Origin of the sequence: Streptomyces sp. NPDC003456, from assembly GCF_042878735.1 — a bacterium.
Classification (GTDB): Bacteria; Actinomycetota; Actinomycetes; order Streptomycetales; family Streptomycetaceae; genus Streptomyces.
Genome location: NZ_JBIAOK010000004.1, coordinates 353,939 through 376,326 on the forward strand (window position 1 = coordinate 353,939; position 22,388 = coordinate 376,326).

21 protein-coding genes are annotated in these 22,388 nt (G+C 72.8%); 15 read left to right on the top strand and 6 right to left on the bottom strand.

Annotation, left to right across the window (positions count from 1 at the left end; translation table 11 throughout):
- Positions 1 to 69: 69 nt before the first annotated feature.
- From ACFYWG_RS17780 to ACFYWG_RS17800, 5 genes are all read left to right on the top strand, one after another.
- Entirely contained in the window at positions 70 to 1,140 is a 1,071-nt protein-coding gene (locus tag ACFYWG_RS17780; RefSeq protein WP_384320514.1) for a sugar kinase, read from the top strand.
- Positions 1,137 to 1,904 carry an IclR family transcriptional regulator gene (locus ACFYWG_RS17785; RefSeq protein ID WP_376328978.1) on the top strand — a complete coding sequence of 256 codons (768 nt, stop codon included), beginning with the start codon at positions 1,137 to 1,139 and terminating at the stop codon, positions 1,902 to 1,904. Before ACFYWG_RS17780 ends, ACFYWG_RS17785 begins: the two co-directional genes overlap by 4 nt.
- Positions 1,901 to 2,311 carry a RidA family protein gene (locus ACFYWG_RS17790; protein WP_376328981.1) on the top strand — a complete coding sequence of 137 codons (411 nt, stop codon included), beginning with the start codon at positions 1,901 to 1,903 and terminating at the stop codon, positions 2,309 to 2,311. Before ACFYWG_RS17785 ends, ACFYWG_RS17790 begins: the two co-directional genes overlap by 4 nt.
- A gap of 104 nt (positions 2,312 to 2,415) precedes the next feature.
- The gene (locus ACFYWG_RS17795) at positions 2,416 to 3,894 is read left to right on the top strand and encodes a GntP family permease (protein ID WP_383504659.1); all 1,479 of its coding nucleotides are present in this window, start codon (positions 2,416 to 2,418) and stop codon (positions 3,892 to 3,894) included.
- 65 nt (positions 3,895 to 3,959) lie between these two features.
- Positions 3,960 to 4,553: a hypothetical protein gene (locus ACFYWG_RS17800; RefSeq protein ID WP_389202115.1), complete on the top strand. Its 594-nt coding sequence runs from the start codon at positions 3,960 to 3,962 to the stop codon at positions 4,551 to 4,553.
- On the opposite strand, the gene ACFYWG_RS17805 is transcribed toward ACFYWG_RS17800, so the two are convergent.
- On the bottom strand, positions 4,550 to 5,896 hold the full coding sequence (locus ACFYWG_RS17805; protein WP_389202117.1) for a M14 family metallopeptidase: 1,347 nt from the start codon (positions 5,894 to 5,896) through the stop codon (positions 4,550 to 4,552). The genes ACFYWG_RS17800 and ACFYWG_RS17805 overlap by 4 nt on opposite strands.
- Before the next feature lie 272 nt (positions 5,897 to 6,168).
- Between ACFYWG_RS17805 and ACFYWG_RS17810 the strand changes: the two genes are divergently transcribed.
- From ACFYWG_RS17810 to ACFYWG_RS17825, 4 genes are all read left to right on the top strand, one after another.
- Positions 6,169 to 9,285 carry a LuxR C-terminal-related transcriptional regulator gene (locus ACFYWG_RS17810; protein ID WP_389202119.1) on the top strand — a complete coding sequence of 1,039 codons (3,117 nt, stop codon included), beginning with the start codon at positions 6,169 to 6,171 and terminating at the stop codon, positions 9,283 to 9,285.
- Between the two features lie 42 nt (positions 9,286 to 9,327).
- Positions 9,328 to 10,230 carry an anti-sigma factor RsbA family regulatory protein gene (locus ACFYWG_RS17815; RefSeq protein WP_389202122.1) on the top strand — a complete coding sequence of 301 codons (903 nt, stop codon included), beginning with the start codon at positions 9,328 to 9,330 and terminating at the stop codon, positions 10,228 to 10,230.
- An 80-nt stretch (positions 10,231 to 10,310) separates the two neighbouring features.
- Positions 10,311 to 10,793, top strand: coding sequence for an ATP-binding protein (locus tag ACFYWG_RS17820; RefSeq protein ID WP_376328996.1), 483 nt, complete (start codon positions 10,311 to 10,313; stop codon positions 10,791 to 10,793).
- 162 nt (positions 10,794 to 10,955) lie between these two features.
- Positions 10,956 to 12,260 (top strand): Nramp family divalent metal transporter, encoded by a 1,305-nt coding sequence (locus ACFYWG_RS17825; RefSeq protein WP_389202125.1) that lies wholly within the window; start codon positions 10,956 to 10,958, stop codon positions 12,258 to 12,260.
- An 86-nt stretch (positions 12,261 to 12,346) separates the two neighbouring features.
- Here ACFYWG_RS17825 and ACFYWG_RS17830 read toward each other — a convergent pair whose 3' ends face one another.
- The 5 genes from ACFYWG_RS17830 to ACFYWG_RS17850 are packed head-to-tail and all read right to left on the bottom strand — an operon-like array spanning position 12,347 to position 17,027.
- Positions 12,347 to 14,032 (bottom strand): chitinase, encoded by a 1,686-nt coding sequence (locus ACFYWG_RS17830; protein ID WP_376329002.1) that lies wholly within the window; start codon positions 14,030 to 14,032, stop codon positions 12,347 to 12,349.
- A 31-nt stretch (positions 14,033 to 14,063) separates the two neighbouring features.
- Positions 14,064 to 14,453 carry a hypothetical protein gene (locus ACFYWG_RS17835; RefSeq protein WP_385419942.1) on the bottom strand — a complete coding sequence of 130 codons (390 nt, stop codon included), beginning with the start codon at positions 14,451 to 14,453 and terminating at the stop codon, positions 14,064 to 14,066.
- A complete protein-coding gene (locus ACFYWG_RS17840) occupies positions 14,450 to 14,884 on the bottom strand; it encodes a DUF3592 domain-containing protein (protein ID WP_385419940.1) in 435 nt (144 codons plus the stop codon). Before ACFYWG_RS17840 ends, ACFYWG_RS17835 begins: the two co-directional genes overlap by 4 nt.
- A gap of 2 nt (positions 14,885 to 14,886) precedes the next feature.
- On the bottom strand, positions 14,887 to 15,447 hold the full coding sequence (locus ACFYWG_RS17845) for a hypothetical protein (protein ID WP_383504634.1): 561 nt from the start codon (positions 15,445 to 15,447) through the stop codon (positions 14,887 to 14,889).
- Between the two features lie 20 nt (positions 15,448 to 15,467).
- Positions 15,468 to 17,027, bottom strand: a complete 1,560-nt coding sequence (locus tag ACFYWG_RS17850; RefSeq protein WP_389202128.1) for a hypothetical protein — start codon at positions 17,025 to 17,027, stop codon at positions 15,468 to 15,470.
- A gap of 385 nt (positions 17,028 to 17,412) precedes the next feature.
- On the opposite strand from ACFYWG_RS17850, the gene ACFYWG_RS17855 reads away from it, so the two are divergent.
- The 6 genes from ACFYWG_RS17855 (at position 17,413) to ACFYWG_RS17880 (ending at position 22,379) form a co-directional block, all read left to right on the top strand.
- Positions 17,413 to 18,246 carry a hypothetical protein gene (locus ACFYWG_RS17855; RefSeq protein WP_389202758.1) on the top strand — a complete coding sequence of 278 codons (834 nt, stop codon included), beginning with the start codon at positions 17,413 to 17,415 and terminating at the stop codon, positions 18,244 to 18,246.
- 70 nt (positions 18,247 to 18,316) lie between these two features.
- A complete protein-coding gene (gene cpaB / locus ACFYWG_RS17860; RefSeq protein ID WP_385419936.1) occupies positions 18,317 to 19,024 on the top strand; it encodes a Flp pilus assembly protein CpaB in 708 nt (235 codons plus the stop codon).
- Positions 19,025 to 19,030: 6 nt separating this feature from the next.
- Entirely contained in the window at positions 19,031 to 20,284 is a 1,254-nt protein-coding gene (locus tag ACFYWG_RS17865) for a CpaE family protein (protein ID WP_383504625.1), read from the top strand.
- Positions 20,285 to 20,337: 53 nt separating this feature from the next.
- Positions 20,338 to 20,673: a pilus assembly protein gene (locus ACFYWG_RS17870; protein WP_383504669.1), complete on the top strand. Its 336-nt coding sequence runs from the start codon at positions 20,338 to 20,340 to the stop codon at positions 20,671 to 20,673.
- Positions 20,663 to 21,016 (top strand): TadE/TadG family type IV pilus assembly protein, encoded by a 354-nt coding sequence (locus ACFYWG_RS17875; protein WP_376329018.1) that lies wholly within the window; start codon positions 20,663 to 20,665, stop codon positions 21,014 to 21,016. Before ACFYWG_RS17870 ends, ACFYWG_RS17875 begins: the two co-directional genes overlap by 11 nt.
- Before the next feature lie 25 nt (positions 21,017 to 21,041).
- The gene (locus tag ACFYWG_RS17880) at positions 21,042 to 22,379 is read left to right on the top strand and encodes a CpaF family protein (RefSeq protein WP_376329021.1); all 1,338 of its coding nucleotides are present in this window, start codon (positions 21,042 to 21,044) and stop codon (positions 22,377 to 22,379) included.
- The last annotated feature ends 9 nt before the right edge of the window (positions 22,380 to 22,388 follow it).

Genomic DNA, 22,388 nt, shown 5'->3' on the forward strand with positions numbered 1-22,388 from the left:
TCTAACATCTCGGCCACCGCCGGTCAATGAACGAGCCACCCACCGGACAGCCGAGGAGCTACGAGCATCGTGACCCCCACCGGACCCTGCAACGCCCCCGACGTCGTCGACGTCGTCGCGCTCGGCGAGTCCATGGTCGCGTTCCTGCCCTCCCGGCCCGGCCGCCTCGCCGACGTGCCGTCCTTCGACCGCGGCATCGGCGGCGCGGAGTCCAACGTCGCCTGCGTACTGGCCGCCGCGGGCCACTCCACGCGGTGGGTGAGCGCCGTGGGCGCCGACGGCTTCGGCGACCACCTCCTCGCGGAGATCGGCCGCTACGGCGTCGACGTCGCGTCGGTGCGGCGCGACCCCGCGCGCCCGACCGGCATCTACTTCCGCACCGCCGGCGACCGCGCGGACGACGCCCACGAGGTCGCCTACTACCGGGCCGGATCGGCCGCCTCGGCCATGTCCGCCGCCACGGTCGACCTGGCGGCGGCCCGCGCCGGACGCGTCCTGCACCTGTCGGGCATCACCGCCGCACTGTCCGGCACCTGCCTCGACCTGCTGTGGGAACTGACCGAGCCCGGAGAGCAACGCCCGCTGGTCTCCTTCGACGTCAACCACCGGCCGGGCCTGTGGGCCGAGCCGGCCGGGGCCCGCGTCCTGCTCGACCTGGCCCGCCGTGCGGACGTCGTCTTCGTCGGCGCCGACGAGGCCCTCCAGGCGTGGGGCCTGCGCGGCCCGGCCGCCGTCCGCGCGGCGCTGCCCGAGCCGGACCTGGTCGTCGTCAAGCTGGGCGCGGACGGCGCCGTCGCCCTCGGCAGGGACACCGCCGGGACCGGCGGCGCGGACGGCACCGCCACGCCGGTCCCCGCCCCCCGCGTCGACGTCGTCGCCGCCGTCGGGGCCGGGGACGCCTTCGCCGCCGGCTTCCTCTCCGCCACCCTGCGCGCCCTGCCCGTACGGGACCGGCTGCGCCACGGGCACCTGACGGCCGCCGCCGCGCTCACCGCCCCCGGCGACCTCGCCGCCCCGCCCGCCCGGGACCACGCCGACCGCCTCGCCGCCCTGGACGACGACGCATGGGGGAGACTGCGACTCGGCCCGGGCTGGACCGAGGAGACACAGCGGGCCGACGAGGAGGTACGTCCGTCATGAGCCAGACCGTCGACCGCGCGCTCAGCATCCTGCCGCTGCTCGCCGAGGGCCCCGCCGACCTGGGGCAGGTCGCCGACCGCCTCGGCGTGCACAAGTCCACGGCGCTGCGCCTGCTGCGCACCCTGCACGAGCACGGCCTGGTCTACCGCCAGTCCGACCAGCGCTACCGGCTGGGCGCCCGGCTGTTCGCCCTCGCCCAGGAGGCGATGGAGAACCTCGACGTCCGCGAGATCGCCCACCCCCACCTGGTCCGCCTCAACGAGAGCTGCGGGCACACCGTGCACCTCGCCGTGTACGAGGAGAACGAGGTCCTCTACATCGACAAGGTCGACAGCCGCTACCCGGTGCGCATGTACTCGCGGATCGGCAAGCCGGTCGCCATCACCGTCGCCGCGGTCGCCAAGCTGCTGCTGGCCGACCTGCCCGAGCACGAGCGGCGGGCCGTCGCCGAGAAGCTCGACTACCCCGCCTACACGGCCCGTTCGACCCCCGACGCGAGCGCGTTCCTGCGCGAGCTGGAGAAGGTGCGCGAACAGGGCTGGGCCACCGACCTCGGCGGCCACGAGGAGTCCATCAACTGCGTCGCGGCGCCCATCCGCGGCGCCGACGGCCGGGTCGTCGCCGCGATGTCGGTCTCCGCGCCGAACGTCGTCGTCACCGCCGACGAACTCCTCACCCTCCTGCCGCTGGTGCGCCGCACGGCCGACGCCATCAGCGGGGAGTACTCCGGCAGAACACCAGTGAAGGGCACCACCACCGCATGACGGACAAGACCGCACTCACCCCGAAGACCCACACCACCCCGCCGGCCGCGTTCTCCCACGGGGTGAGGAAGGGCAACATCCTCCAGGTCGCCGGCCAGGTCGGCTTCCTGCCGGCCGAGGAGGGCAAGGCGCCCACCCCCGCCGGGCCGGCCCTGCGCGAGCAGACCCTCCAGACCCTGGCCAACGTCAAGGCCGTCCTCGAGGAGGGCGGCGCCTCCTGGGACGACGTGATGATGATCCGCGTCTACCTGACGGACGTGGCCCACTTCGCCGAGATGAACGAGATCTACAACGCGTACTTCGAGGAGCAGGGGCTGACCCAGCCGCCCGCCGCGCGCACGACCGTCTACGTCGGTCTCCCCGCGGGCCTCCTGATCGAGATCGACGCGCTGGCCGTCCTCGGCTGACCCACCCCCACCCCGCCTTTTCCGTGAGGCGCGGCGCCTTCGATGCGCCGCGCCGCGCTCCCCCCTACCCAGAAGCCGCATGCCTTTACGCAGAGGACCCCCGTATGTCCCTTCCGCTCGCCGCGTCCGCCCCCGCCGAAGCCCCGCCGCACACCGGAGGACTGCTCCTCCTCGTCGACGGCACCGCCGGGCTCCTGCTCACCGCCGGGCTCGGCATCGCGCTGCTGCTCTTCCTCATCATCCGCACGAGACTCCAGCCGTTCGTCGCCCTGCTGGTGGTCTCCATAGCCGTCGGCCTCGCGGCCGGCCTGTCCGTCACCGAACTCTTCGGCACCGTGCAGAAGTCGGACGCCGTCTCCACCATCGAGTCGGGCATGGGCGGCATCCTCGGCCACGTCGCCATCATCATCGGCCTGGGCACCATGCTCGGCGCGATCCTCGAAGTCAGCGGCGGCGCCGAGGTGCTGGCGGGCCGTCTGCTCGGCCTGTTCGGCGAGAAGCGCGCCCCCCTCGCCATGGGCCTGACCGGCCTCGTCTTCGGCATCCCGGTCTTCTTCGACGTCGGCATCTTCGTCCTGGCACCCCTCGTCTACGCCGCCGCCAAGCGGTCGGGCAAGTCGATCCTGCTGTACTGCCTGCCGCTGCTGGCGGGCCTGTCGGTCACCCACGCCTTCCTGCCGCCGCACCCCGGCCCGGTCGCCGCCGCCGGCCTGCTGCACGTCGACCTCGGCTGGGTCATCCTCATGGGCATCGTCTGCGGACTGCCCGCCGTGGTGGCCGCGTGGGGCTACGCCGCGTGGATCGGCCGCCGCCTCTTCGTCGCCGTACCGCAGGACATGGTCGAGGCCGCCCAGGAGGCCAAGCAGGCCGTCGTGGACGAGCAGCGCGCCGCCGGGGTGGAGCCGCGCGAGGAGCCCGTCTCCCTCGCCACGGTCCTCGGCATCATCGGCACCCCCCTGGTGCTCATCCTCGCCGCCACCTTCTCCTCGATCGCCCTGGACCCCTCCACGCTCCGCTCCGTCGTCGAGTTCTTCGGCAACCCGTTCGTGGCGCTGACGATCGCCCTGTTCCTCGCCTACTACCTGCTCGGCATCCGCCGCGGCTGGTCCCGCAGGTCCCTGGAGACGGTGTCGACCGCCTCCCTCAAGCCGGTCGGCAACATCCTGCTGGTGGTCGGCGCGGGCGGCGTCTTCGGCGCCGTGCTCAAGGCCAGCGGCGTCGCCCAGGCCCTGTCGGACACCTTCCACGGCGTGGGCCTGCCGGTGATCGTGCTGTCCTACCTGATCTCCGTCGTGCTGCGCGTCGCCCAGGGCTCGGCGACGGTGGCGATCGTGACGACGGCCGGCATCGTGGCGCCCCTGCTGTCCGAGGGCGACCACTCCCAGGCGTTCGTGGCCCTGGTCATCATGGCCATCTCCGCGGGCTCCATCTTCGCCTCGCACGTCAACGACGGCGGATTCTGGATGGTGGCCAAGTACTTCGGCATCAGCGAGCGCGACACGCTCAAGTCGTGGACGGTGCTGGAGAGCGTGCTGTCGGTGGCCGGGTTCGTGGTCGCGGCCGTGCTGAGCCTGTTCGTGTAGGGGTCTGATAACGAAGTCGGGCCCGGCTGTGTGCCGCACAGGTTTGTCGACCATACTGCTGCGCTGTGGAGCAGCGCATAGGTTCGAGCAGCCAGCCCCTGGAAGGCGCCGGGTTCGACCCGGCCTTCATCCCCGGGCTCACGTCACCCGCGTCCCCACGGGCGAAGGACGGTGAGCCGGCCGAGGAGGCCGAGGCCGCCGAGGCCCCTCGCGGTGAGGAGGCCGCCCCCGAGCCGGAGGAGACGGACCCGGTGTCCGCCTCCGGGCCGGAGGAGGACACCGAGCCCGACGGCCCGGTGTTCGAGGCGTCCGACCGCCGCGCGCGGATAACGGCCGACCACAGGGGCGTCCGGCTCCGCCTGGACGACCAGGAGTGCGAGTTCCGCTGGGACGAGATCGGCGCGGTGGAGACGGAGACGGCCCGCTTCGGCAAGCGGTACACCGTCACCGTCCACACCCCCGACCGGCGTTGGTACCCGATCGAGATCGAGGCGCCGGCCAGGAGCCGCTTCACCGAGTGGGACGACCAGCTGGACGCGGTCCTCGACGCCTACTTCGAGACCGGCGAGCCGGAGTCAGCCGAATCGGAGGCAGGCGAGTCGGAGGCGGGCGACGCGAAGTCCGGCGAGTCGGCGGCCGGTGAGGAAGCGCGCGCCTAGGCGCAGTACTGCGCTTCCTTGCCGATGGACCGGTACATGCAGTCCGCGTTCTCCAGCAACTGCAGTACCGCGTCCCGGTTGCGGGAGGTCTCCCGCTCGATCACCTCGTCGGGCGGGTAGAACCCACCCCCACCGGACCGGGGGTACATCTCGAAGGTGTAGCCGAAAATCCTGTGCACACCCCAGAGGTAGTCGTCGATCGACCCGTCCGTGATGTACAGGTCGCTGGACTGCTCCGCGGTGTACCCGTTGCTGGCGGCCATCTTCTGCCCCACCGCCTTGAAGGCCGCGTTGTCGTCCGCGGTCATCCCGGTCGTGGTGTCCGAGTACGTGTAGCCGAACGGCCACAGCACCAGTTCGCTGTAGGTGTGGAAGTCGACGCCGGCCCTGATCTGCTGCTTGCCGCCGACGACCCGGCTGCGCACGAAGTCCGCCACGACCTTCACCTCGGGCGCGGACTCCGCCGCCCGGCCCCGGTAGGTGTCCGAGGACGTCGAGCCCGAGGAGCCGCCGCAGCAGCCCCAGCGGTAGTTCCAGTTGCGGTTCAGGTCGGTGCCGACGTACGAGGAACCGGAGTTGGGCTGGCGGTTCTTGCGCCAGGAGCGGTAGGAGCCGGTGGCGATGTCGTACTCACCGCCGTCCGGGTTGATGTCGGGGACGATCCAGATCTCGCGGTTGTTCACCATGCTGGTGACGCGGGAGTCGGACCCGTAGTCCGAGGTCAGCTCGCGCAGCAGGTAGAGCGCCATCTCCACCGTCAGGTGCTCACGCGCGTGCTGGTGGTGGGTGAACAGGACCTCCGGCTCGGACTCGTCCGCGCCCACGTTGTCGCTGATCTTGACGGCGACGATGTTGCGGCCCTGGTACGAGGTGCCGATGACGCGCTGGCTCGCGATGGAGGGGTTGGCGGCGACGATCGAGTTGATCTCGCTCGTCATCTCCGCGTAGTTGTGGTACTTCGAGTCGCCCGACGGGAAGTCGAACAGCCGGACGTCGTCCTTGCCCGCGGACCGGTCGGGCACCGCGCCGAGCGGGGTGACCTCGTAGCCCTGGGCGCGCAGTTTCCTGATCTGGTCGGCGCGGCCGGAGACCACGACGCCGTGGCTGTCGGCCTCGTCGACGCTCACGCCGGTGCGCTGCAGGGCCGTGCGGTCCTCGGCCGTCGCGTGCAGGTGGACCTCGTACTGCCGGATGTCGTCCGCCGAGGGGGCGGCCTTCGGCGCGCTGTCGGCGCTGGCGCCGGAGGTCGCCCCGTACAGGGGTGCCGCGAGGGCGAGGGCGAGGAGGGTGGCGAGGGCCGCGGTGCGTCTGCCGGCGCCCGGGCCTGATGTGCGAAGTCGCATGAAGTCTCCTTGTGGGAGGTGGGGTCGTTCCGTGCGACGTGCGTGGTGCGGGTGGCGCACATCGTTCTGCCAATGGCATGAGCAGGTCAAGACAGAAAGCGGCCGCGCAGTGTACGCGTGCCGGGCGGCGGTCGGGGAGGAGCGGCGCAAGTGCACCCGGGGGTGTGATCCGCGCGAGCGTATCCGCCCGGGGCCGGGAGAGGGTGGTGGCTCGCGCAAGGGGATCCGGGGCGACCGGACCCCGGGACCACACCCCGAAGGACTGGCTGATCATGGACGGATCAGCGCCACGACGGGAGCATTCCCTGCCGGCCGAGACGACCAGTTTCGTCGACCGCCGTGGCGAACTGACCGAGGGCCGCGAACTGCTGGCCCGCGCACGGATGGTGACGCTGACCGGGCCGGGCGGAGTCGGCAAGACCCGGCTGGCCGCGCGCCTCGCGGCCCGGGTACAGCGGGCCTTCCCGGACGGCGTGCGTATCGTGCACCTGTCCGGACTGCACGACCCGGACCTCGTCCCGCTGGCCGTCGCCGACGCGCTGGGGCTGCACGACCACTCCAGCCGGCCCCAGCCGGACGCGCTGGTCGAGCAGGTGCGCGAGCGGCGGCTGCTCCTCGTCCTGGACAACTGCGAGCACCTGGCGGCCGCCTGCGCCCGGCTGGCGGCGGCGCTGCTGCGCGGCGCCGAGGGTGTCCGGATCCTCGCCACCAGCCGGCACCGGCTCGGGCTCACCGAGGAGCACCTGCTCCAGGTGCGCCCGCTGCCGGTGCCCGACCCGGACGGGGACCTGTCGGCGGCCGACGGGTGCCCGGCCCTCACGCTCTTCGCCGACCGGGCCGCCGCCGTCGTCCCCGGCTTCCGCCTGACCCCCGCCAACCGGGCCGCCGTGGCCCGGCTGTGCCGCCGCCTGGACGGCCTGCCCCTCGCCATCGAACTCGCCGCGGTCCGCATGCGCGTGCTGGACGCCGAGCAGCTCCTGGTCCGCCTCGGCGACCGCTACCGCGTCCTGACCACCGGCAGCCCCGCGGCCCTGCCCCGCCACCGGACCCTGCGGGCGGCGATCGCCTGGAGCCACGACCTGTGCACCGGCCCGGAACAGCTGGCCTGGGCCCGCCTGTCGGTCCTGCCGGGCACCTTCGACCTGGAAACGGCGGAGTCGGTCTGCGCGGACGCCCCGGGCGGGGCCGACGGGGGTGCGGCGGGGGCGAGTTCGGCTGGAGCCGACCTGCGCGGCGCGGCAGTGCAGCCGGGTGGTGCCGAGGGGGGTGGCGCGGGGTTGCAGTCGGGTGGTGCACCGGGGGGTGGCGCGGGGTTGCAGTCGGGTGGGGCCACCGAGGGGGGTGGCGCAGTGGTGCGTTCGGGTGGGGCCGAGGGGGCTGGCACAGCAGGGCAGTCGGGTGCGGCCGACGGCGGTGGCGCAACAGCGCCTTCGGGCGCCGCCGATAGGGGTGGCGCAGTGGTGCGTTCGGATGCGGACACGCCCCGCCGCCCGGCTCCGGCGGCGGATCCTGCTCCGGCCGCCGCGGATCCGGTGCCGGACGCCGGTGACCCGGCTCCGGCCGCCACAGGCCCGGCACCGGCGCCCGGGCCGATGGCCGTGGCCCTGAGCGGGGCCGAGTCGGTGTCCGTGCCCGGGGCGGTGTCCGTGCCCGGGGCGCTGCCGGCGTCCGCGCCGATGCCCGTGCCCGGGGCGCCGCCGGCGTCCGCCGTGGTGTCCGGGTCCGTGTCCGAGGCCGCGCGTGCGGCTGGCTCCGGGGGGTCCGGCCCGGTTCCGTCCGCGGTGGTGTCCGGGCCCGTGCCGGAGGCCGCGCCTGCGGTCGGCCCTGGGACGCCCGGCCCGGTTCCGTCCGCGGCGGTGGATCCCCGGCATGCCGGTCTTCCGGTGACGGGCCGGGACGCTCCCGGGCCCTCGGGTGCGATCCCGGCGCCGCGCGGCGGAGCCGGACTCCGGCGGCCCTCGCTGGGAGCCGCCGACGTCCTCGACGCCCTGGCCGGGCTCGTGGACAAGTCCGTGGTGCAGCGGGAGGAGGGCGCCGGCGGGGTGCGGTACCGGATGCTGGACACCCTGCGGGAGTACGGGCTGGAGCAGCTGCGGCGCGTCGCGGGGGAGGAGGGAGCCGCCCGGCGGCGGCAGCGCGACCACCTCCTGCGGCGGGTCGAGGCGTACGAGCGCGGATGGTTCGGGCCGGGCCAGCCGGAGGCCGTCGCCCGGCTGCGCGCCGACCTCGACGGCCTGCGGGCGGCCCTGGACTTCAGCCTGTCCACGCCCGGCGAGGCCCTCACCGGGCTGCGCCTCGCGGGCACGCTCTGGTTCTACTGGCACGCGTGCGGCGCCTCCCGCGAGGGCCTGCACTGGCTCGACCGCGCCCTGGCGGCCTGCCCCGAGCCGACCCGGGAACGGGCCCGCGGCCTGTGGGTCGCCGGTCTCCTCGCCGCCGCCACGCAGGACCTCCCCCGGGGCCGCCGCCACGCCACCGGCGCCCTCGCCCTGGCCCGTGCCCTGGGCGACGCCGCCGAGGCCGCGCACGCCGAGTACGTCATCGGCGTCATCCGGCTGTTCGGCGACGACCTGCCCGGGGCGCTGCACCACTTCGAGGCCACCGTCGCCCGCGGCCCCGTGCCCGGCCAGCACCTCAGCCTCGCAGGACTCGACCAGGTCGAACTCGCCTGCGCGCTCGGCTTCCTGGGGGAGGCCGACCGGGCCGTGGAGGTCTGCGAGCGGACCCTGCGGCTGTGCGAACGGCACGGCGAGCAGTGGGTGCGCTCCTACGTGACGCGCATGCTCGCCCTGGCCCACACCGCGCGCGGCGACTGGGCCCTGGCCGAGCGGCACGCCCGGGAGGCACTGCGGCTGAAAATCGCCGTCCACGACGTCATCGGCATGGCCCTCACCCTCGACCTGCTGGCGTCCGTCGCCGCCGAACGCGGCGCCCACGAGCACACCGCCGTGCTGCTGGGCGGCGCCGACCGCGTCTGGGCCCGGATCCACGCCGGCCGCTGGGACTCGCGCACACTCAACTCCGTGCGCGGACGCAGCGAGGAGCTGGCGTCCCGGGCCCTGGGGCGGGAGGCGTTCGACCGGGCCCACCGGCGTGGCGGCGGCCTCCCCCTGCCGGACCTCACCGGCCACGCGCTGCAGGAGCCCGGCCGCCCGCACCCCGTCGATCCCGACGGGGAACGGCCGCCGCAGGACGGCTCGTCGGTCCGGCTCACCCGGCGCGAGAACGAGGTCGCCCGGCTCGTCGCCGAAGGGCTCGCCAACCAGCAGATCGCCGACCGGCTGGTGATCGCCCGCCGCACCGCGGAGGGCCACGTGGAGCGCATCCTCAGCAAGCTCGGGTTCAGCAACCGCAGCCAGATCGCCGCCTGGGTGACAGCCCAGCGCTGACCCGCCGCCCAGCCCGACCCGCACCCACCCCGAGGGGACCGCATGACCGACGGACGACCCGCCCCGTTCGACCACCGCATCACCGTCTTCGGCTCCGACGACGCCTTCCTCGCCGCCGCCCTGCCCTTCCTCGGCGAGGGCCTCGCCGCCACCGGCGAACCCCCGCCCGTGGCCATCGCCGACCCGCGCAACCTGGACCTGCTGCGCGACGCCCTCGGCGGCGACACCAAGGACGTCGTCTGCATCCCGCACACCGACTGGTACACCGGCTCCGCCGCCAACGCCGTCGCCCAGGCCGCCACCTACCTCGGCGCGCACGCCGGCCCGGGCGGCGGCATCCACCTGCTCATGGAACCCGTGTGGAGCGGCCGGGCCGGACGCTCGGGCCGCGAGACCACCGAGTGGATCCGCTACGAGGCCCTGGCCAACCTGCTGTTCGCGCCGCTGGCCACCACCGCCCTGTGCGCCTACGACACCCGCACCGCCGGACCCGCCGTCGTCGCCGCGGCCCTGCGCGCCCACCCGGGCACGGGGGTGTACCAGGAGCCGGAGCGCCTCGCGGCCGAACTCGACTCGGTGCCCCTGCCGTTGCCCCCGGCCGGCGCACAGCCCCTGGCCGCGCCCGACGGGGACGCGGTGCGCGGCTGGGCGGAGGGGCGCGGCCTGCCCGCCGCGGACGCCGAGCTGTTCGCCGCGGCCGTGGCGGAGACGGCCGCGGCCCTGGCGCCCCTGGACGGCGGCGCCCTGCTGTGGGGCGAGGCGCCCGCGTGCGTCTGCGAACTGCGCTCCGCCCGCCGCGTCGACGACCCGCTCGCCGGCTTCGTCCCGCCCCCGGCCGACGGCACCGGCGCGGCACCCGGCCTGTGGTACGCGCGCCAGGTGTGCGCGTACGTGGACGTCCGCGACGACGGGGACGGCGCGACCGTCCGACTGCAGTACGCGTAGCCTCCCACCTGCGCAAGCAGGTACGGGAACGGGTAGTCCTCCCCCTGCGCCGGGCCGCCCCCGGGGATCACCCTGGGGGCATGCTGCAACCCTCCGGGTGCCCCGTCCCGGACCCCGACGCCCACTTCGGCCCGTTCCCCCAGCCGCCCCTGGGGGCGGGCCACCTGAGCGTCGAGTACGCCCCCGGGCCCGTCACCGTCCGCGAGGCGCGCGCGGAGGTCCGCAAGGCGCTGGAGGGCTGGGGGCTGGACGGGCACGGCGAGGTCGTGGACGTGGCGGAGCTGCTCGTCGGCGAGCTCGCCACCAACGCGCTGGTGCACGCCGGGACGCCGTTCCGGCTGACGCTCTTCGCCGCGCACGGCGTCCTGCGCTGCGAGGTCGCCGACACCGAGCGGCGGGTGCCCCGGGTCGTGGAGGCGGGCACCGGGGAGAACGGACGCGGGATGTTCCTGGTGGACGCGCTGGCCCAGCGCTGGGGCTGCCACCGGGACGGGCCGGGCAAGACCGTGTGGTTCGAACTCGGCACGTGCGGATCGGACGGCTGCGGTCGGCGACAGCCGTGACGCTCCGCCGGGCCGGACCATGGCGGTACGCCGTGCCGCCGTGGTCCGGCTGCGGGGCGCGGGCGCGGGTCGGCCGCGGTGCTCGCGCGGTCCTGCGGGCCCTCGGGCCGGACGGTCACCGCCCTCTTGTCGGCCGGGGTCCTTTGCGGTTTCTTGATCTGCATGGCGGACACCACGCAGAACGAGGCCACCCACCCCCCACAGCCCCGCAAGGCCAGCTGGAAGTACATCGGCCCGGGCATCGTCGTCGCGGCGACCGGTGTCGGCGCCGGTGATCTCGTCGCCACCCTCATCGCCGGCAGCAACTTCGGCTACACCCTGCTGTGGGCCGCGATCATCGGCTGCCTGGTGAAGATCTCCCTCGCCGAGGCGGCCGGCCGCTGGCACCTGTCCACCGGCCGCACCCTGTTCGACGGCTGGGCGAGCCTCGGCCGCTGGACCACATGGTTCTTCGCGGTCTACGTCGTGGTCTGGGGCTTCGTGTACGGGGCGGCGGCGATGTCGTCCAGCGCGCTGCCGCTGCAGGCGCTCTTCCCGGACGTGATGGACCTGAAGTGGTGGGGCATCGCCTGCGGCCTGGCCGGGCTGGTCTTCGTCTGGTTCAACAAGTACGCGGTGTTCGAGAAGGTGATGACCGTCCTGGTCGGCGTCATGTTCGTGGTGACGGTGTACCTGGCGGTCCGGGTCACCCCCAACCTCGCGGACGCCTTCGCCGGGCTGCTGCCCGTCCTGCCGGACGAGAAGGACTCGATCCTCAACACGCTGGGCCTGATCGGCGGCGTCGGCGGCACGATCACCCTCGCCGCCTACGGCTACTGGGTCAACGCCAAGGGCTGGACGGACACCGGCTGGATGAAGGTCATGCGGCTGGACAACCGGGTCGCCTACCTCACCACCGGCATCTTCGTCGTCGCGATGCTGTTCGTCGGCGCGGAGCTGCTGCACTCGGCGAACGTGGCGATCGCCGGCGGCGACAAGGGCCTGGTCCAGCTGGGCGACATCCTGGAGCAGGAGTACGGCGCGGCGACGGCCACGTTCTTCCTCATCGGCTTCTTCGCCACGTCCTTCACCTCGCTGATCGGCGTCTGGCACGGCGTGAGCCTGATGTTCGCCGACTTCGTGGCCCGGCTGACGGGCACGGGCCGGGCCGAGGGCGAGGAGGTCGCCTCGGGCCGGCGGGAACGCTCCTGGCCCTTCCGCGCCTACCTGCTGTGGCTGACCTTCCCGCCGATGGTCCTGCTCTTCCAGGGCCAGCCGTTCCGCCTGGTCATCATCTACGGGGTGCTGGGCGCGGCGTTCATGCCGTTCCTCGCCGGAACCCTGATCTGGCTCCTCAACTCCTCCCGGACACCACGGGAGTGGCGCAACGGGTTGCTCAGCAACGTGATGCTGGCGGTGGCCGGGCTGCTCTTCCTGGTGCTGTGCCTGAAGCAGATCGGGGACCAGCCCTGGGGCGACTTCTTCTAGCGGCGTCAGCGGCAGCCGGACCCGACGGGCCGGCGGGGTGGCGGGGAACCGGTCCCCTCCACTCCGCCGGCGTCGGCGGGCGGGTGCTACGGCAGTGCGTGGACGTGCGGTCCGACCGCGTTGGACCAGGCGTTGCCCGCCGTGGCGTCCCAGTTGGTCGACCAGGTCATCGCACCCCGCAGGTCGGGGTACGTCCGCGGCGGCTTGAAGGAGCCGCAGTTGACGGCCTTGGTCAGGCAGTCCAGGGCGCTGTTGACCACGCTCGGCGCCACGTAACCGCTGCCCGCGCCGCGGGTGGAGGCCGGTACGCCGAGGCCCACCTGGGAGGGCGCGAGGCCGTTCTCCAGCTGGATGCAGGCCAGTGCCGTGAGGAAGTCGACCGAGCCCTGGCTGTAGACCTTGCCGTCGCAGCCGAGCATCGAACCGCTGTTGTAGTACTGCATGTTGACGACCGTGAGGATGTCCTTGACGTTCAGCGCGGTGCGGAAGTACGCGTTGGACGTCGACTGCATGTCGATCGTCTGCGGTGCCATGGTCAGGATCAGCGAAGGCCCGGCCTTGGCCGACAGCGACCGCAGCGCCTGCGTCATGTACGTCGCGTTGAGGCCGTTCTCCAGGTCGATGTCGACGCCGTCGAAGCCGTACTCCTGCATCACCGCGTAGACGCTGTCGGCGAAGTTGGCCGCCGAGGCCGCGTCGTTGACGCTGACGGTGCCGCGTTCGCCGCCGACGGAGATGATGACCTTCTTGCCGGCCGCCTGCTTCGCCCGGACGTCCGCCTTGAACTGGTCGACGGTGTAGCCGTTCAGGCCGGCGGTGTCCAGGTTGAAGGTGACCGCGCCGGGGGTCGAGGTGGCGTCCGCGAAGGAGACGGCGATGATGTCGTACTGGGCGGGGACGTCGGAGATCCGCTGGACGGCCGCGCCGTTGTTGAAGTTCTGCCAGTAGCCGGTCACCACGTGCTTGGGCAGCGTGGGGCCGGGCCCGCCGGGCTTGTTGGTGGTGGCCGTGACCGCCGCCGACTTCGGTGACTCGCCGGCCGCGTTGGTCGCCGTGACCTGGAAGGAGTACGCCGTGGAGGCGGCGAGGCCGGTCACGGTCGCCGAGGTGCCGGAGACCGCGGTGACCTTCGTGCCGTCGCGGTAGACGGTGTAGCCGGTCGCGCCGGAGACCGTGTTCCAGGCGAGGGAGACCGAGGAGGCCGTCGTGCCGGAGACCGTGAGGCCGGCCGGCGCCGCCGGGACGGTGGGGCCCGGGTCGGTGCCGCCGCCCCCGTCGGGGCCGAAGACCGACACGTCGTCCGCGTAGTACGCGGCCTGCCCGTACCAGCCGTGGGTGTAGACGGTCACCGAGGTCGTCGACCCGCCGGTCTTGAAGCTGGTCGACAGCTGCTTCCAGGAGGTGGAGTCCGGGGTCCAGGTGGACACGTCCGTCGTGCCCGTGCCCGAGACGCCGAGGTAGGCGTACCCGCCGCGGACCCAGGCGCCCAGGGTGTAGGTGGAGTTGGGCTTCACCGCCACGGTCTGACTGCACCGGGCGTTGTCCTGCCCCGAGGGGGTGGCCTGCAGCGCGGCCGACCCGGAGTGCACCGGGGAGGAGACCGTCGTGCCGCTGCCCGCCGAGCAGGTCCAGTTGCTCAGGCCCGCCTCGAAGCCGGCGTTCCTGGCGTTGTTGACGTCGGCGGCCGAAGCCTGGCCGACGGTCGTGACAGTGAGGGCCAGGGCAGCCGTGACGGCACCCGACCACAGCCGCAGTGATCTGTGTGGGGACATGACAAGAAAATGGTCCAGACCAAAACAGCTGTCAAGAGGTCCAGACCAACCTGTCGAGGAGCAGCCCCACCGCGCACCCCGCCAGCAGCACGCCCGTCGACATCCACAACGCCGGTCCGGTCGGGTCGAGCACGTCCGGCCGCAGCCCCACCAGCAGCACCTGCGCCGCCACGGGAGCCGCGCAGGCCGCCGCCAGATGCCGGGCGGGCACCTCCCGCCACGGCTCCGGGTGCACCCGCGCCGCCGCCCAGGTCGCCAGCACCACGCACACCAGGTTCGGCAGGTGCACCAGCGCGACGGCCGCGCCGAACGAACCGACCCCCTCGGGGCCGACCAGCGGATCGTGCACCAGGGTCACCTGGAGGTACTCGGCGACCACCAGTACGACGATGCCGACGGCCCAGCAGCGGACGAGCGTCATCGGTTGCCTCCGGAGAACTCGGCGTACAGCAGGATCGCGAAGCCCAGCGCGCCCAGGGTGCAGCCCGCCACCAGGGCCAGCGCCTGGAGCACCGGGGACCAGCTGCCCCGGCCCGCCACCGTCGCCGTGCCCGCGGGATCGCGCGGGTCGTAGGTGACGGTGACCGGGGCGCCCTCCACCGTCGACCAGGACGCCAGGTCCTCGAACTCGATGCGGCCTCCGTCGGCCGTCTCGAAGGCGAAGACATGCCGCCGGGCGTCGGAGCGGCCGTAGGGCTCGGTCTCCACCCGGACGCACCTGCCCTCGGCCCGGGCGCCGCGCCGCAGCACCCGCACCACCGTCACCAGCCGCCGCGCGTACCGGAACGCCAGCGTTCCGAACAGCGCGACGAGCAGGCCGAGAACGACGTATCCGGCGCCCGGCACCTCCACGGTCAGTGCACCTCCACCGAGTCGACGATCCGGTCCAGGTCACCGGAGGGCAGGCTGCCGCGCCGGGCGTCGATCCGGACGGCGAACGCCGTGCCGGAGGAGTCCAGACCGGTGAGGATCACACCGTCCACCGGCGTGCCCTTGGCGGGACCCCCGTCCTCGCCGGTGGCCGTGAAGGAGAAGTCGATCCGCTTCGCGTCGTCCGTCCCGGCCAGGTCGGCGTCCTCCTGTCCCCGCACCTTCGCGCCCAGCTGGATGCCCGCCTCGGCCGCGATCGCGGCCTGCTCGGCCGACGCCGCCTCGGTGAACCCCAGTTGCACGGTGACGACCGCGACCTTCCGGCCGCCCTCCGAGCGCACCGCGGCCGCCGCGTTGTGCCGGCCCCGCTCGGCGGCGCTCTGCTCCTGCCAGCCCTTCGGGTAGGACACGTCGACCCCGTCGGTTCTCAGCGTGCCCCAGCCCTCGGGCACGGATCCCGCGCCCGGGTCCGCGTCCCCGCATCCGGTCAGGGCCAGGGCGGTCGTCAGCAGGACGGCGGCCAGGCAGGCACGGCGGGTCGTCATCGGCAGGTGCTCCCGTCTCGTCAGTTCGCGCAGTAGCTGTAGGGGAGGTAGGAGCGGCCGTCCCCCTTCGGCGCCCCGAGGAACTCGGCGCCGGTCAGGGTCTCCGCCTTCTTCTCCGTGCTGATCGTCATGCCCAGACTGAGCCCCAGATTCAACTCGAAACCGTACTCGGCGGCGTTCACGTCGCCCGTGTACGTCATCCGGCTCGACACGCCCCGGTCGAACATCAGCTGCCCGAACGGGTCGTCCGCGCCCGGGCGTGCGGTGGGCGCGTGGTCGGAGAACATGTACTGGAACGGCGTGGCGATCTGCTCGTTGCCGCTGTCCAGCCACTGCTCGGCGACCGCCCGGTCCCGGTCGCCGGCCGGCCCCGGGTCGAAGGTGAGCGTGTGGGTGACGATCTCGATGCCGGTCTGCGAGTCGGTGCCCTTCGCCCCGGCGTTCCCGCCGCGCTTGTCGCCGTCCTGCTTGCCGTTGTCCCCGCCCGCCTTGGCGCCGTCCCGCTGGCCGCCCTCCTCCACCGTGCGGGTCATGTCCACCCGCACCAGCTTGCCGGTCTTCTTGTCGTAGGTGACCGTGACGGTGCCCGTCTGCGTGGTGTTCGCCGTGTGCTCCCCGCTGAGCGGACCCGCCTCCCAGCCCACCTTGGAGCCGTACTCGACGGACGAGGAGTACGTGTAGGACTTGGTGTTCTTGTAGGCGTTGTCCGTCCAGGTCACCTCCGGGGCGTACTTGAAGGAACCGCCCAGGGCGGCGCTCAGCTTCTTCTCGTCGCCCGCGGAGATCTTCAGGCCCGCCGACGCCGAGGCCTCCAGGCCCACCTTGCCGTAGGTGATCTTCCGGTTGTCGCCGAGGTGCTCCTTGATCCGGTTCTGGGTGTCCTCCTCGTCCTTGAGGGGGCCGGTGCCGAAGAGATACAGGATGCTGTCGCCGATGCTCGCCTCCGCGCCGCCCGGCATGGTCCGCCGCATCTCGTACATCTGCAGCTTCTCCACGTCGTCGCGGAAGCGCTCGGCCTCCTGTGGGCTCTGGAACACCCAGGTGTCGCCGTTGGTGACCTTGATGCCGAGCCCCAGCTCCACCTTGTCGGCGCCGAACCGGCCCACCTTCATGCCCGGCTTGAAGTCCTTCTTGGCGGCGACCGAGGCGGCGTCCGTGAAGGTGAGGTAGACCAGCTGGTCGCCGTCGTCCACCGTGCCGTCCCCGTTCACGTCCGTCTTCGCCTGCAGGCGCTGCTCCTGGAAGCCGTACTCCTTGCCGATCTCCCAGAACAGGATCTTCGCCTTGGAGCCCTCTTTGTCGGTGACCGAGGAGACCTGGCACAGCGATGGCTCGAAGTCGGCGTCCGTCAGCGGCTTGCCCTGGTCCGTGCCGCCCGCGCCGCAGTCACCGCCCCCGGCGACCCGGCAGACCTGCGCGGCGATCCTGTCGTAGATCAGCTGCCCGACCCCGGTGGCCGACACCGCCAGCACGACGGCCGCGCTCACGACGACCATCCCCAGGTACTCGGTGCCGGTCGCCCCGCGGTCGTCGAAGACCGGTCTGCGTCCGTACGTCCGTATGCCACCCCCGTCGGCCATACGGCACCCCTCCTCGCGGCGAACCACTTCTGCGTGGACCGCGAGCGTAGGGACGCACCCCCGCCCGGGGCGTGGGCCTCAGGGCCCAAACGAAGGCCCACCGTCAACTCCGGGCCCGCTGGGCCCACCGCCCGGACCTGCCCCGGGCACCGCCGTCGACCGGCAAGATGCTCAACCTGCCCCGTTATGACGCGTCTTGTGCAACGACAGTTGCTGCTCAGCTACACAAACGCTGTTCTCCGGTCACAGAGCCGTGGTTACAGTGCTGAGGTAGTCACGCAGTGAAGTCGACACGGCGCGCCGGAGTGACACCCGGCGCACCGACGGGCATGGGGAAAACGGGGAGCTGCGCGTGCCAACTGCCATTGCCGTGACCAGTGCCGACATGGCGCTGCCGCCACAGGACGACCGCACGCTGCCCGCCGCCGTGCTCCGGGACGTCGCCGAACGCCCCCTGGAACAGGCCCTCGCCGACCTCCAGGCCCTCGTCGAGCACCACGGGCACGTGATCGTGGTCTGCTCACCGGCCGCCCCCACCGCCGTGCGGCGCCGGCTGCACACCCTGCGCGCGCTCATGGAGACCGACCGGGTGGCGCTCTTCCAGCCGGACCTGCCGCCCCTCGCACTGGCCGTCCTGGCACGGCAGCTGCGCCAGCTCGCCTCCTGCGACCTCAGCCCCGGCGTCCTCGCCTCGGCCGGGCGGCTGCTGGTGCACTACGTCCACGCCGGGGCCCTGCTCAACTCCGTCGCCCGGCTGGACCGGGTCCCCGTCGGCCTGAAGTCCCACGCCAAGTCCTGGGTGCCCGGCAGCCAGTTCGCCGTGCTCGCCCACCCCGAGCCGCACCTGGTGCGCATCACCCCCGAAGCCGTGCTGCCCGGGCCGGAGTTCGGCACCTGGATGCTCGTCGCCAAGGGCCCGCTCCAGTCCGACTGGGTCAACGCCACCCTCGCGCCGTCCTGGAAGGTGCAGGGCCTGCGCGAGGTCCCGCTCCCGGCGGAGTCGCCCGGCTGGTGGGGCACCGGCAAGCTGATCGAGTTCTGCGGCTACCTGCCCGACCTGTCCGTCCTCTACCAGCTGGTCACCTCCGTACGGCGCAGCCGCTGCCACTGGTGCGGCATCGACGTCATCGGCGACCGCTGCGTCTTCTGCTCGGCCACCCCGCCCGTGTACGACAGCCCACCCCCGAAGCAGCTCGAGAGCCGAACGGCCGTCGGGTGAGCCCTGACACCGCTCGTCAGCACTGCTCCGATCCCGCTCGACCGATATCCCCAACGAGGTTGTACGGTTCATGAACTCCCGTCAGCGCCGCGGCGTGATTCTCCTGCTCCTGTCGGTCGTCTGCGCCCTGGGCGCCTTCACCGGCGTGCTGTCCGTCATCAGCGACGTCAAGTCCAAGGTCGGACCCGAGGTCACCGCCTACCGGCTCAAGTCCGACGTGCCGCCCTACACCAGCCTCGGCACGGGCCAGTTCGAGAAGATCAAGATGCCCGAGCGGTGGCTCTCGGACAACGCGGTCACCGATCTGCGCGAGATACAGGGCAAGATCGCCGTCACGACGCTGCGCGAGGGCTCCCTGCTCCAGTCGGACATGATCGTCCGCCAGCCGGCCCTCCGGCCAGGGCAGCAGGAGGTCGCCATCATGATCGACGCGGCGACCGGTGTCGCGGGCAAGATCACGCCCGGCGCCTCGGTCAACGTCTACGCCACCTTCGAGGGTCAGCGCGAGGGCGACCCCGACCAGTCGAAGATCATCGTCACCAACGCCAAGGTCCTCGACGTCGGCGAGCTGACCGCGCTGAAGCCCGACGAGGGCAACCGCGTCCAGCAGCCCACCGACGCCGTCCCGATCACCTTCGCGCTGTCCGCCCGGGACGCCCAGCGCATCACCTACGCCGAGTCGTTCGCCAAGCGCGTGCGCCTCGCCCTCGTCGCTCCCGGCAGCGACACGACCGTCCCCGAGCAGGACCGGACGTACGAACTCGCGAAGGACAAGTGACCGCGCATGCCCACGAGGATCCTCCCGGCAGTCGGCGACGCGGACGCCGTCCGGTCCCTCACGACGCTGCTCAGCCAGCTCCCGGACGCCGAACCGGTGGCCCCGGTGGTCGACTCCACCCAGCTCATCGACACCCTGGCCCGGCTGGCCGCCGAGTCCGTCGACGAACTGCCCGAGGTCGTCGTCGTCCACGAGCGCATCGGCCCGGTCCCCGCGCTGGAACTGATCCGCGAGGTGGCCCTGCGCTTCCCGGCCGTCGGCGTCATCCTCGTCACCTCCGACGCGAGCCCCGGCCTCTTCCAGGCCGCCATGGACTACGGCGCCCGCGGCCTGGTCGCCCTGCCCCTCAGCTACGAGGAACTCGCCAGCCGCGTCCAGGCCGTCGCCCAGTGGTCCACCGGAGTGCGCCGCCACCTCGGCGCCGGCGGTGACGTCTTCACCGGCGTGGGCGGCACCGTCGTCACCGTCAGCGGCGCCAAGGGCGGCGTCGGGGCCACCCTCACCGCCATCCAGCTGGCCCTGGCCGCCCAGGCCTCCGGCCGCGCCACCGCCCTGGTCGACATGGACCTCCAGACCGGCGACGTCGCCTCCTACCTCGACGTCCAGTTCCGCCGCTCGGTCGTCGACCTCGCCGCCATCAACGACATCTCCCCGCGCGTCCTGGCCGACGCCGTCTTCCGCCACGACACCGGACTCGTCCTGCTGCTCGCCCCGGCCGAGGGCGAACGCGGCGAGGACGTCACCGACCGCGCCGCCCGCCAGATCGTCAGCGCCCTGCGCTCCCGCTACGAGGTCGTCGTCATCGACTGCGGCGCCCAGCTCGGCGGTGCCGGCGCGGCGGCCGTGGAGATGGCCGACCGGGCCCTGCTCGTCACCACGCCCGACGTGGTCTCCGTCCGGGGGGCCAAGCGGGCGGTGCGCATGTGGGACCGGCTGCAGATCCGCAAGGCGGAGGAGACGACCGTCGTCGTCAACCGGCACTCCCGCGCCACCGAGATCCAGCCGCAGCTGATCCAGAAGATCACCGGCACGACCGTCGCGGCCACGGCGGTCCCCGCGAACTTCAAGGAGTTGCAGAGCGTCGTGGACGCGGGCCGCATCCACGAACTGGAGAGCAAGAGCTCGGTCAAGCAGGCCCTGTGGGGCCTGGCGGGGGAGCTGGGCCTGGTCAAGGTCCCGGACGGCGCGCAGAAGCCGGGCCGGGGATTCCGGGGCGGCGACCGCGGCTCGGTCGGCTTCAAGCGGCGCAAGGAGGGGTGAGCGTGGCCTTACGGAAGCGGGACGAGGGCCAGGTGACGATCGAGTTCCTCGGCATGACACCGACGATTCTCGTGACGCTGATCGCGCTGTGGCAGGCCGTCCTCGTGGGCTACACCTTCGTCCTCGCGGGGAACGCGGCGGACGAGGCGGTGCGCGAGGGCACGGCGGCCGCACCGGGCGGCGCGCGCACCGCCGCCTGCCAGGAGGCCGGGCTCAGGCACCTGTCGCAGGCGTGGCGCTCCGGAGCGGAGGTCGACTGCGGCGGCTCCGGCTACGTCACGGCCGACGTGGCCCTGGACGTCCCCGTGCTCTTCCCGGGCGCACTGTCGGTCCCGATCCAAATTCGCGGACACGCCGGAGCGGTGGAGGAGGAGACAGATGCCCCGTGACCCCGAGCGCCGCGACCGCGGCCAGGTCGCCATCGAATACCTCGGCTTCCTGCCGATCCTGCTGATCGTCGCCCTGGCGGCCGTGCAGCTCGGCCTGATCGCGTACACCGCCCAGCAGGCGGGCACGGCGGCCCGGGCGGGGGCGCGCAGCGCGTCGCTGGGCGGACCGGCGGAGGCCGACTGCCGGGCAGCGGTGAGCAGCTGGCTGACGGTCACCGGGTGCCCGCCCTCCTACGGAGCCGAGGAGGTCACCGTCACGGCCACCGTGCTGATCCCGTCCCTCGTGCCGGGCTGGCGGTTCGACCCGGCAGTCAAGACCGCCACGATGCCGCTCGACCACTGAAAGACGAACCGGGAGCACCGCACTCATGAGCCTGCGAGCACGTATCAACACCCCCGAGGAGAACGGCAACCGGGGCGAGGACGGCCACATGGTCGCCTCCTACCGGGCCAAACTCCTGGAGGAGATCGACCTCGCGGAGATGAGTTCGCTGGCCGCCGCCGAGCGCCGGGCCCGGCTGGAGCGGGTGCTGGGGCACATCATCAGCCGCGAGGGACCGGTCCTGTCGACGGTGGAGCGCTCGCAGCTGATCCGCCGGGTGGTCGACGAGGCCCTCGGCCTCGGCATCCTGGAACCGCTGCTGGAGGACGCCTCCATCACCGAGATCATGGTCAACGGCCCGGACGCGATCTTCGTCGAGCGCGGCGGCCGCGTCGAGCAACTGCCCCTGCGCTTCGCCTCGAACGACCAGCTCATGCAGACGATCGAGCGGATCGTGTCCACCGTCAACCGCCGCGTGGACGAGTCCAACCCGATGGTCGACGCCCGGCTGCCCTCCGGGGAGCGCGTCAACGTCATCATCCCGCCGCTGTCCCTGACCGGCGCCACCCTCACCATCCGCCGCTTCCCGCGCTCCTTCACCCTCCAGGAGCTGATCGGGCTCGGCTCGCTGGACGAGCACATGCTGTACCTGCTCGCCGGTCTGGTGCAGGCGAAGTTCAACATCATCGTCTCGGGCGCGACGGGCACCGGCAAGACGACCCTGCTGAACGCCCTGTCCGGACTCATCCCCGAGGGCGAACGCATCATCACCATCGAGGACTCCGCCGAACTCCAGCTCCAGCAGCCCCATGTGATCCGCCTGGAGTCGCGGCCCCCGAACGTGGAGGGCAAGGGCCAGGTCACCATCCGCGACCTCGTGCGCAACTCCCTGCGCATGCGCCCCGACCGGATCGTCGTCGGTGAGGTCCGCGGCGGCGAGTCCCTGGACATGCTCCAGGCGATGTCCACCGGCCACGACGGCTCCCTCGCCACCGTCCACGCCAACAGCGCCGAGGACGCGCTGATGCGGCTGCAGACCCTGGCGTCCATGTCGGACGTGGAGATCCCCTTCGTGGCACTCCACGACCAGATCAACAGCGCGGTCGACGTCATCGTGCAGCTCACCCGGTTCGCCGACGGCGCCCGCCGCATCACCGAGATCGCCCTGATGGACAGCCACGGCAGCGACCCGTACCGCCTGGTCACGGTCGCCCGCTTCCACGCGCAGCCGATGACGGCCGACGGCCGCATCCACGGCGCCTTCGAGTACTTCGCCCTCCCGCGCCGCACCGCGGACCGCCTCTACATGGCGAGCCAGCCCGTTCCGCAGGCCTTCGGCATCGCCCGGTCCGCGGACGAACTCGCCACCCGAGAAGCCAGGTAGGACCGGCCG

What these genes read in the sequence shown, in the direction of transcription:
- ACFYWG_RS17785 (WP_376328978.1), top strand. Translation starts at nt 1,137, where the DNA reads ATGAGCCAGACCGTCGACCGCGCGCTCAGCATCCTGCCGCTGCTCGCC.
- ACFYWG_RS17790 (WP_376328981.1), top strand. Translation starts at nt 1,901, where the DNA reads ATGACGGACAAGACCGCACTCACCCCGAAGACCCACACCACCCCGCCG.
- ACFYWG_RS17795 (WP_383504659.1), top strand. Translation starts at nt 2,416, where the DNA reads ATGTCCCTTCCGCTCGCCGCGTCCGCCCCCGCCGAAGCCCCGCCGCAC.
- ACFYWG_RS17805 (WP_389202117.1), bottom strand. Translation starts at nt 5,896, where the DNA reads ATGCGACTTCGCACATCAGGCCCGGGCGCCGGCAGACGCACCGCGGCC.
- ACFYWG_RS17810 (WP_389202119.1), top strand. Translation starts at nt 6,169, where the DNA reads ATGGACGGATCAGCGCCACGACGGGAGCATTCCCTGCCGGCCGAGACG.
- ACFYWG_RS17815 (WP_389202122.1), top strand. Translation starts at nt 9,328, where the DNA reads ATGACCGACGGACGACCCGCCCCGTTCGACCACCGCATCACCGTCTTC.
- ACFYWG_RS17820 (WP_376328996.1), top strand. Translation starts at nt 10,311, where the DNA reads ATGCTGCAACCCTCCGGGTGCCCCGTCCCGGACCCCGACGCCCACTTC.
- ACFYWG_RS17825 (WP_389202125.1), top strand. Translation starts at nt 10,956, where the DNA reads ATGGCGGACACCACGCAGAACGAGGCCACCCACCCCCCACAGCCCCGC.
- ACFYWG_RS17830 (WP_376329002.1), bottom strand. Translation starts at nt 14,032, where the DNA reads ATGTCCCCACACAGATCACTGCGGCTGTGGTCGGGTGCCGTCACGGCT.
- ACFYWG_RS17835 (WP_385419942.1), bottom strand. Translation starts at nt 14,453, where the DNA reads ATGACGCTCGTCCGCTGCTGGGCCGTCGGCATCGTCGTACTGGTGGTC.
- ACFYWG_RS17845 (WP_383504634.1), bottom strand. Translation starts at nt 15,447, where the DNA reads ATGACGACCCGCCGTGCCTGCCTGGCCGCCGTCCTGCTGACGACCGCC.
- ACFYWG_RS17850 (WP_389202128.1), bottom strand. Translation starts at nt 17,027, where the DNA reads ATGGCCGACGGGGGTGGCATACGGACGTACGGACGCAGACCGGTCTTC.
- ACFYWG_RS17855 (WP_389202758.1), top strand. Translation starts at nt 17,413, where the DNA reads ATGGCGCTGCCGCCACAGGACGACCGCACGCTGCCCGCCGCCGTGCTC.
- cpaB (WP_385419936.1), top strand. Translation starts at nt 18,317, where the DNA reads ATGAACTCCCGTCAGCGCCGCGGCGTGATTCTCCTGCTCCTGTCGGTC.
- ACFYWG_RS17865 (WP_383504625.1), top strand. Translation starts at nt 19,031, where the DNA reads ATGCCCACGAGGATCCTCCCGGCAGTCGGCGACGCGGACGCCGTCCGG.
- ACFYWG_RS17870 (WP_383504669.1), top strand. Translation starts at nt 20,338, where the DNA reads ATGACACCGACGATTCTCGTGACGCTGATCGCGCTGTGGCAGGCCGTC.
- ACFYWG_RS17875 (WP_376329018.1), top strand. Translation starts at nt 20,663, where the DNA reads ATGCCCCGTGACCCCGAGCGCCGCGACCGCGGCCAGGTCGCCATCGAA.
- ACFYWG_RS17880 (WP_376329021.1), top strand. Translation starts at nt 21,042, where the DNA reads ATGAGCCTGCGAGCACGTATCAACACCCCCGAGGAGAACGGCAACCGG.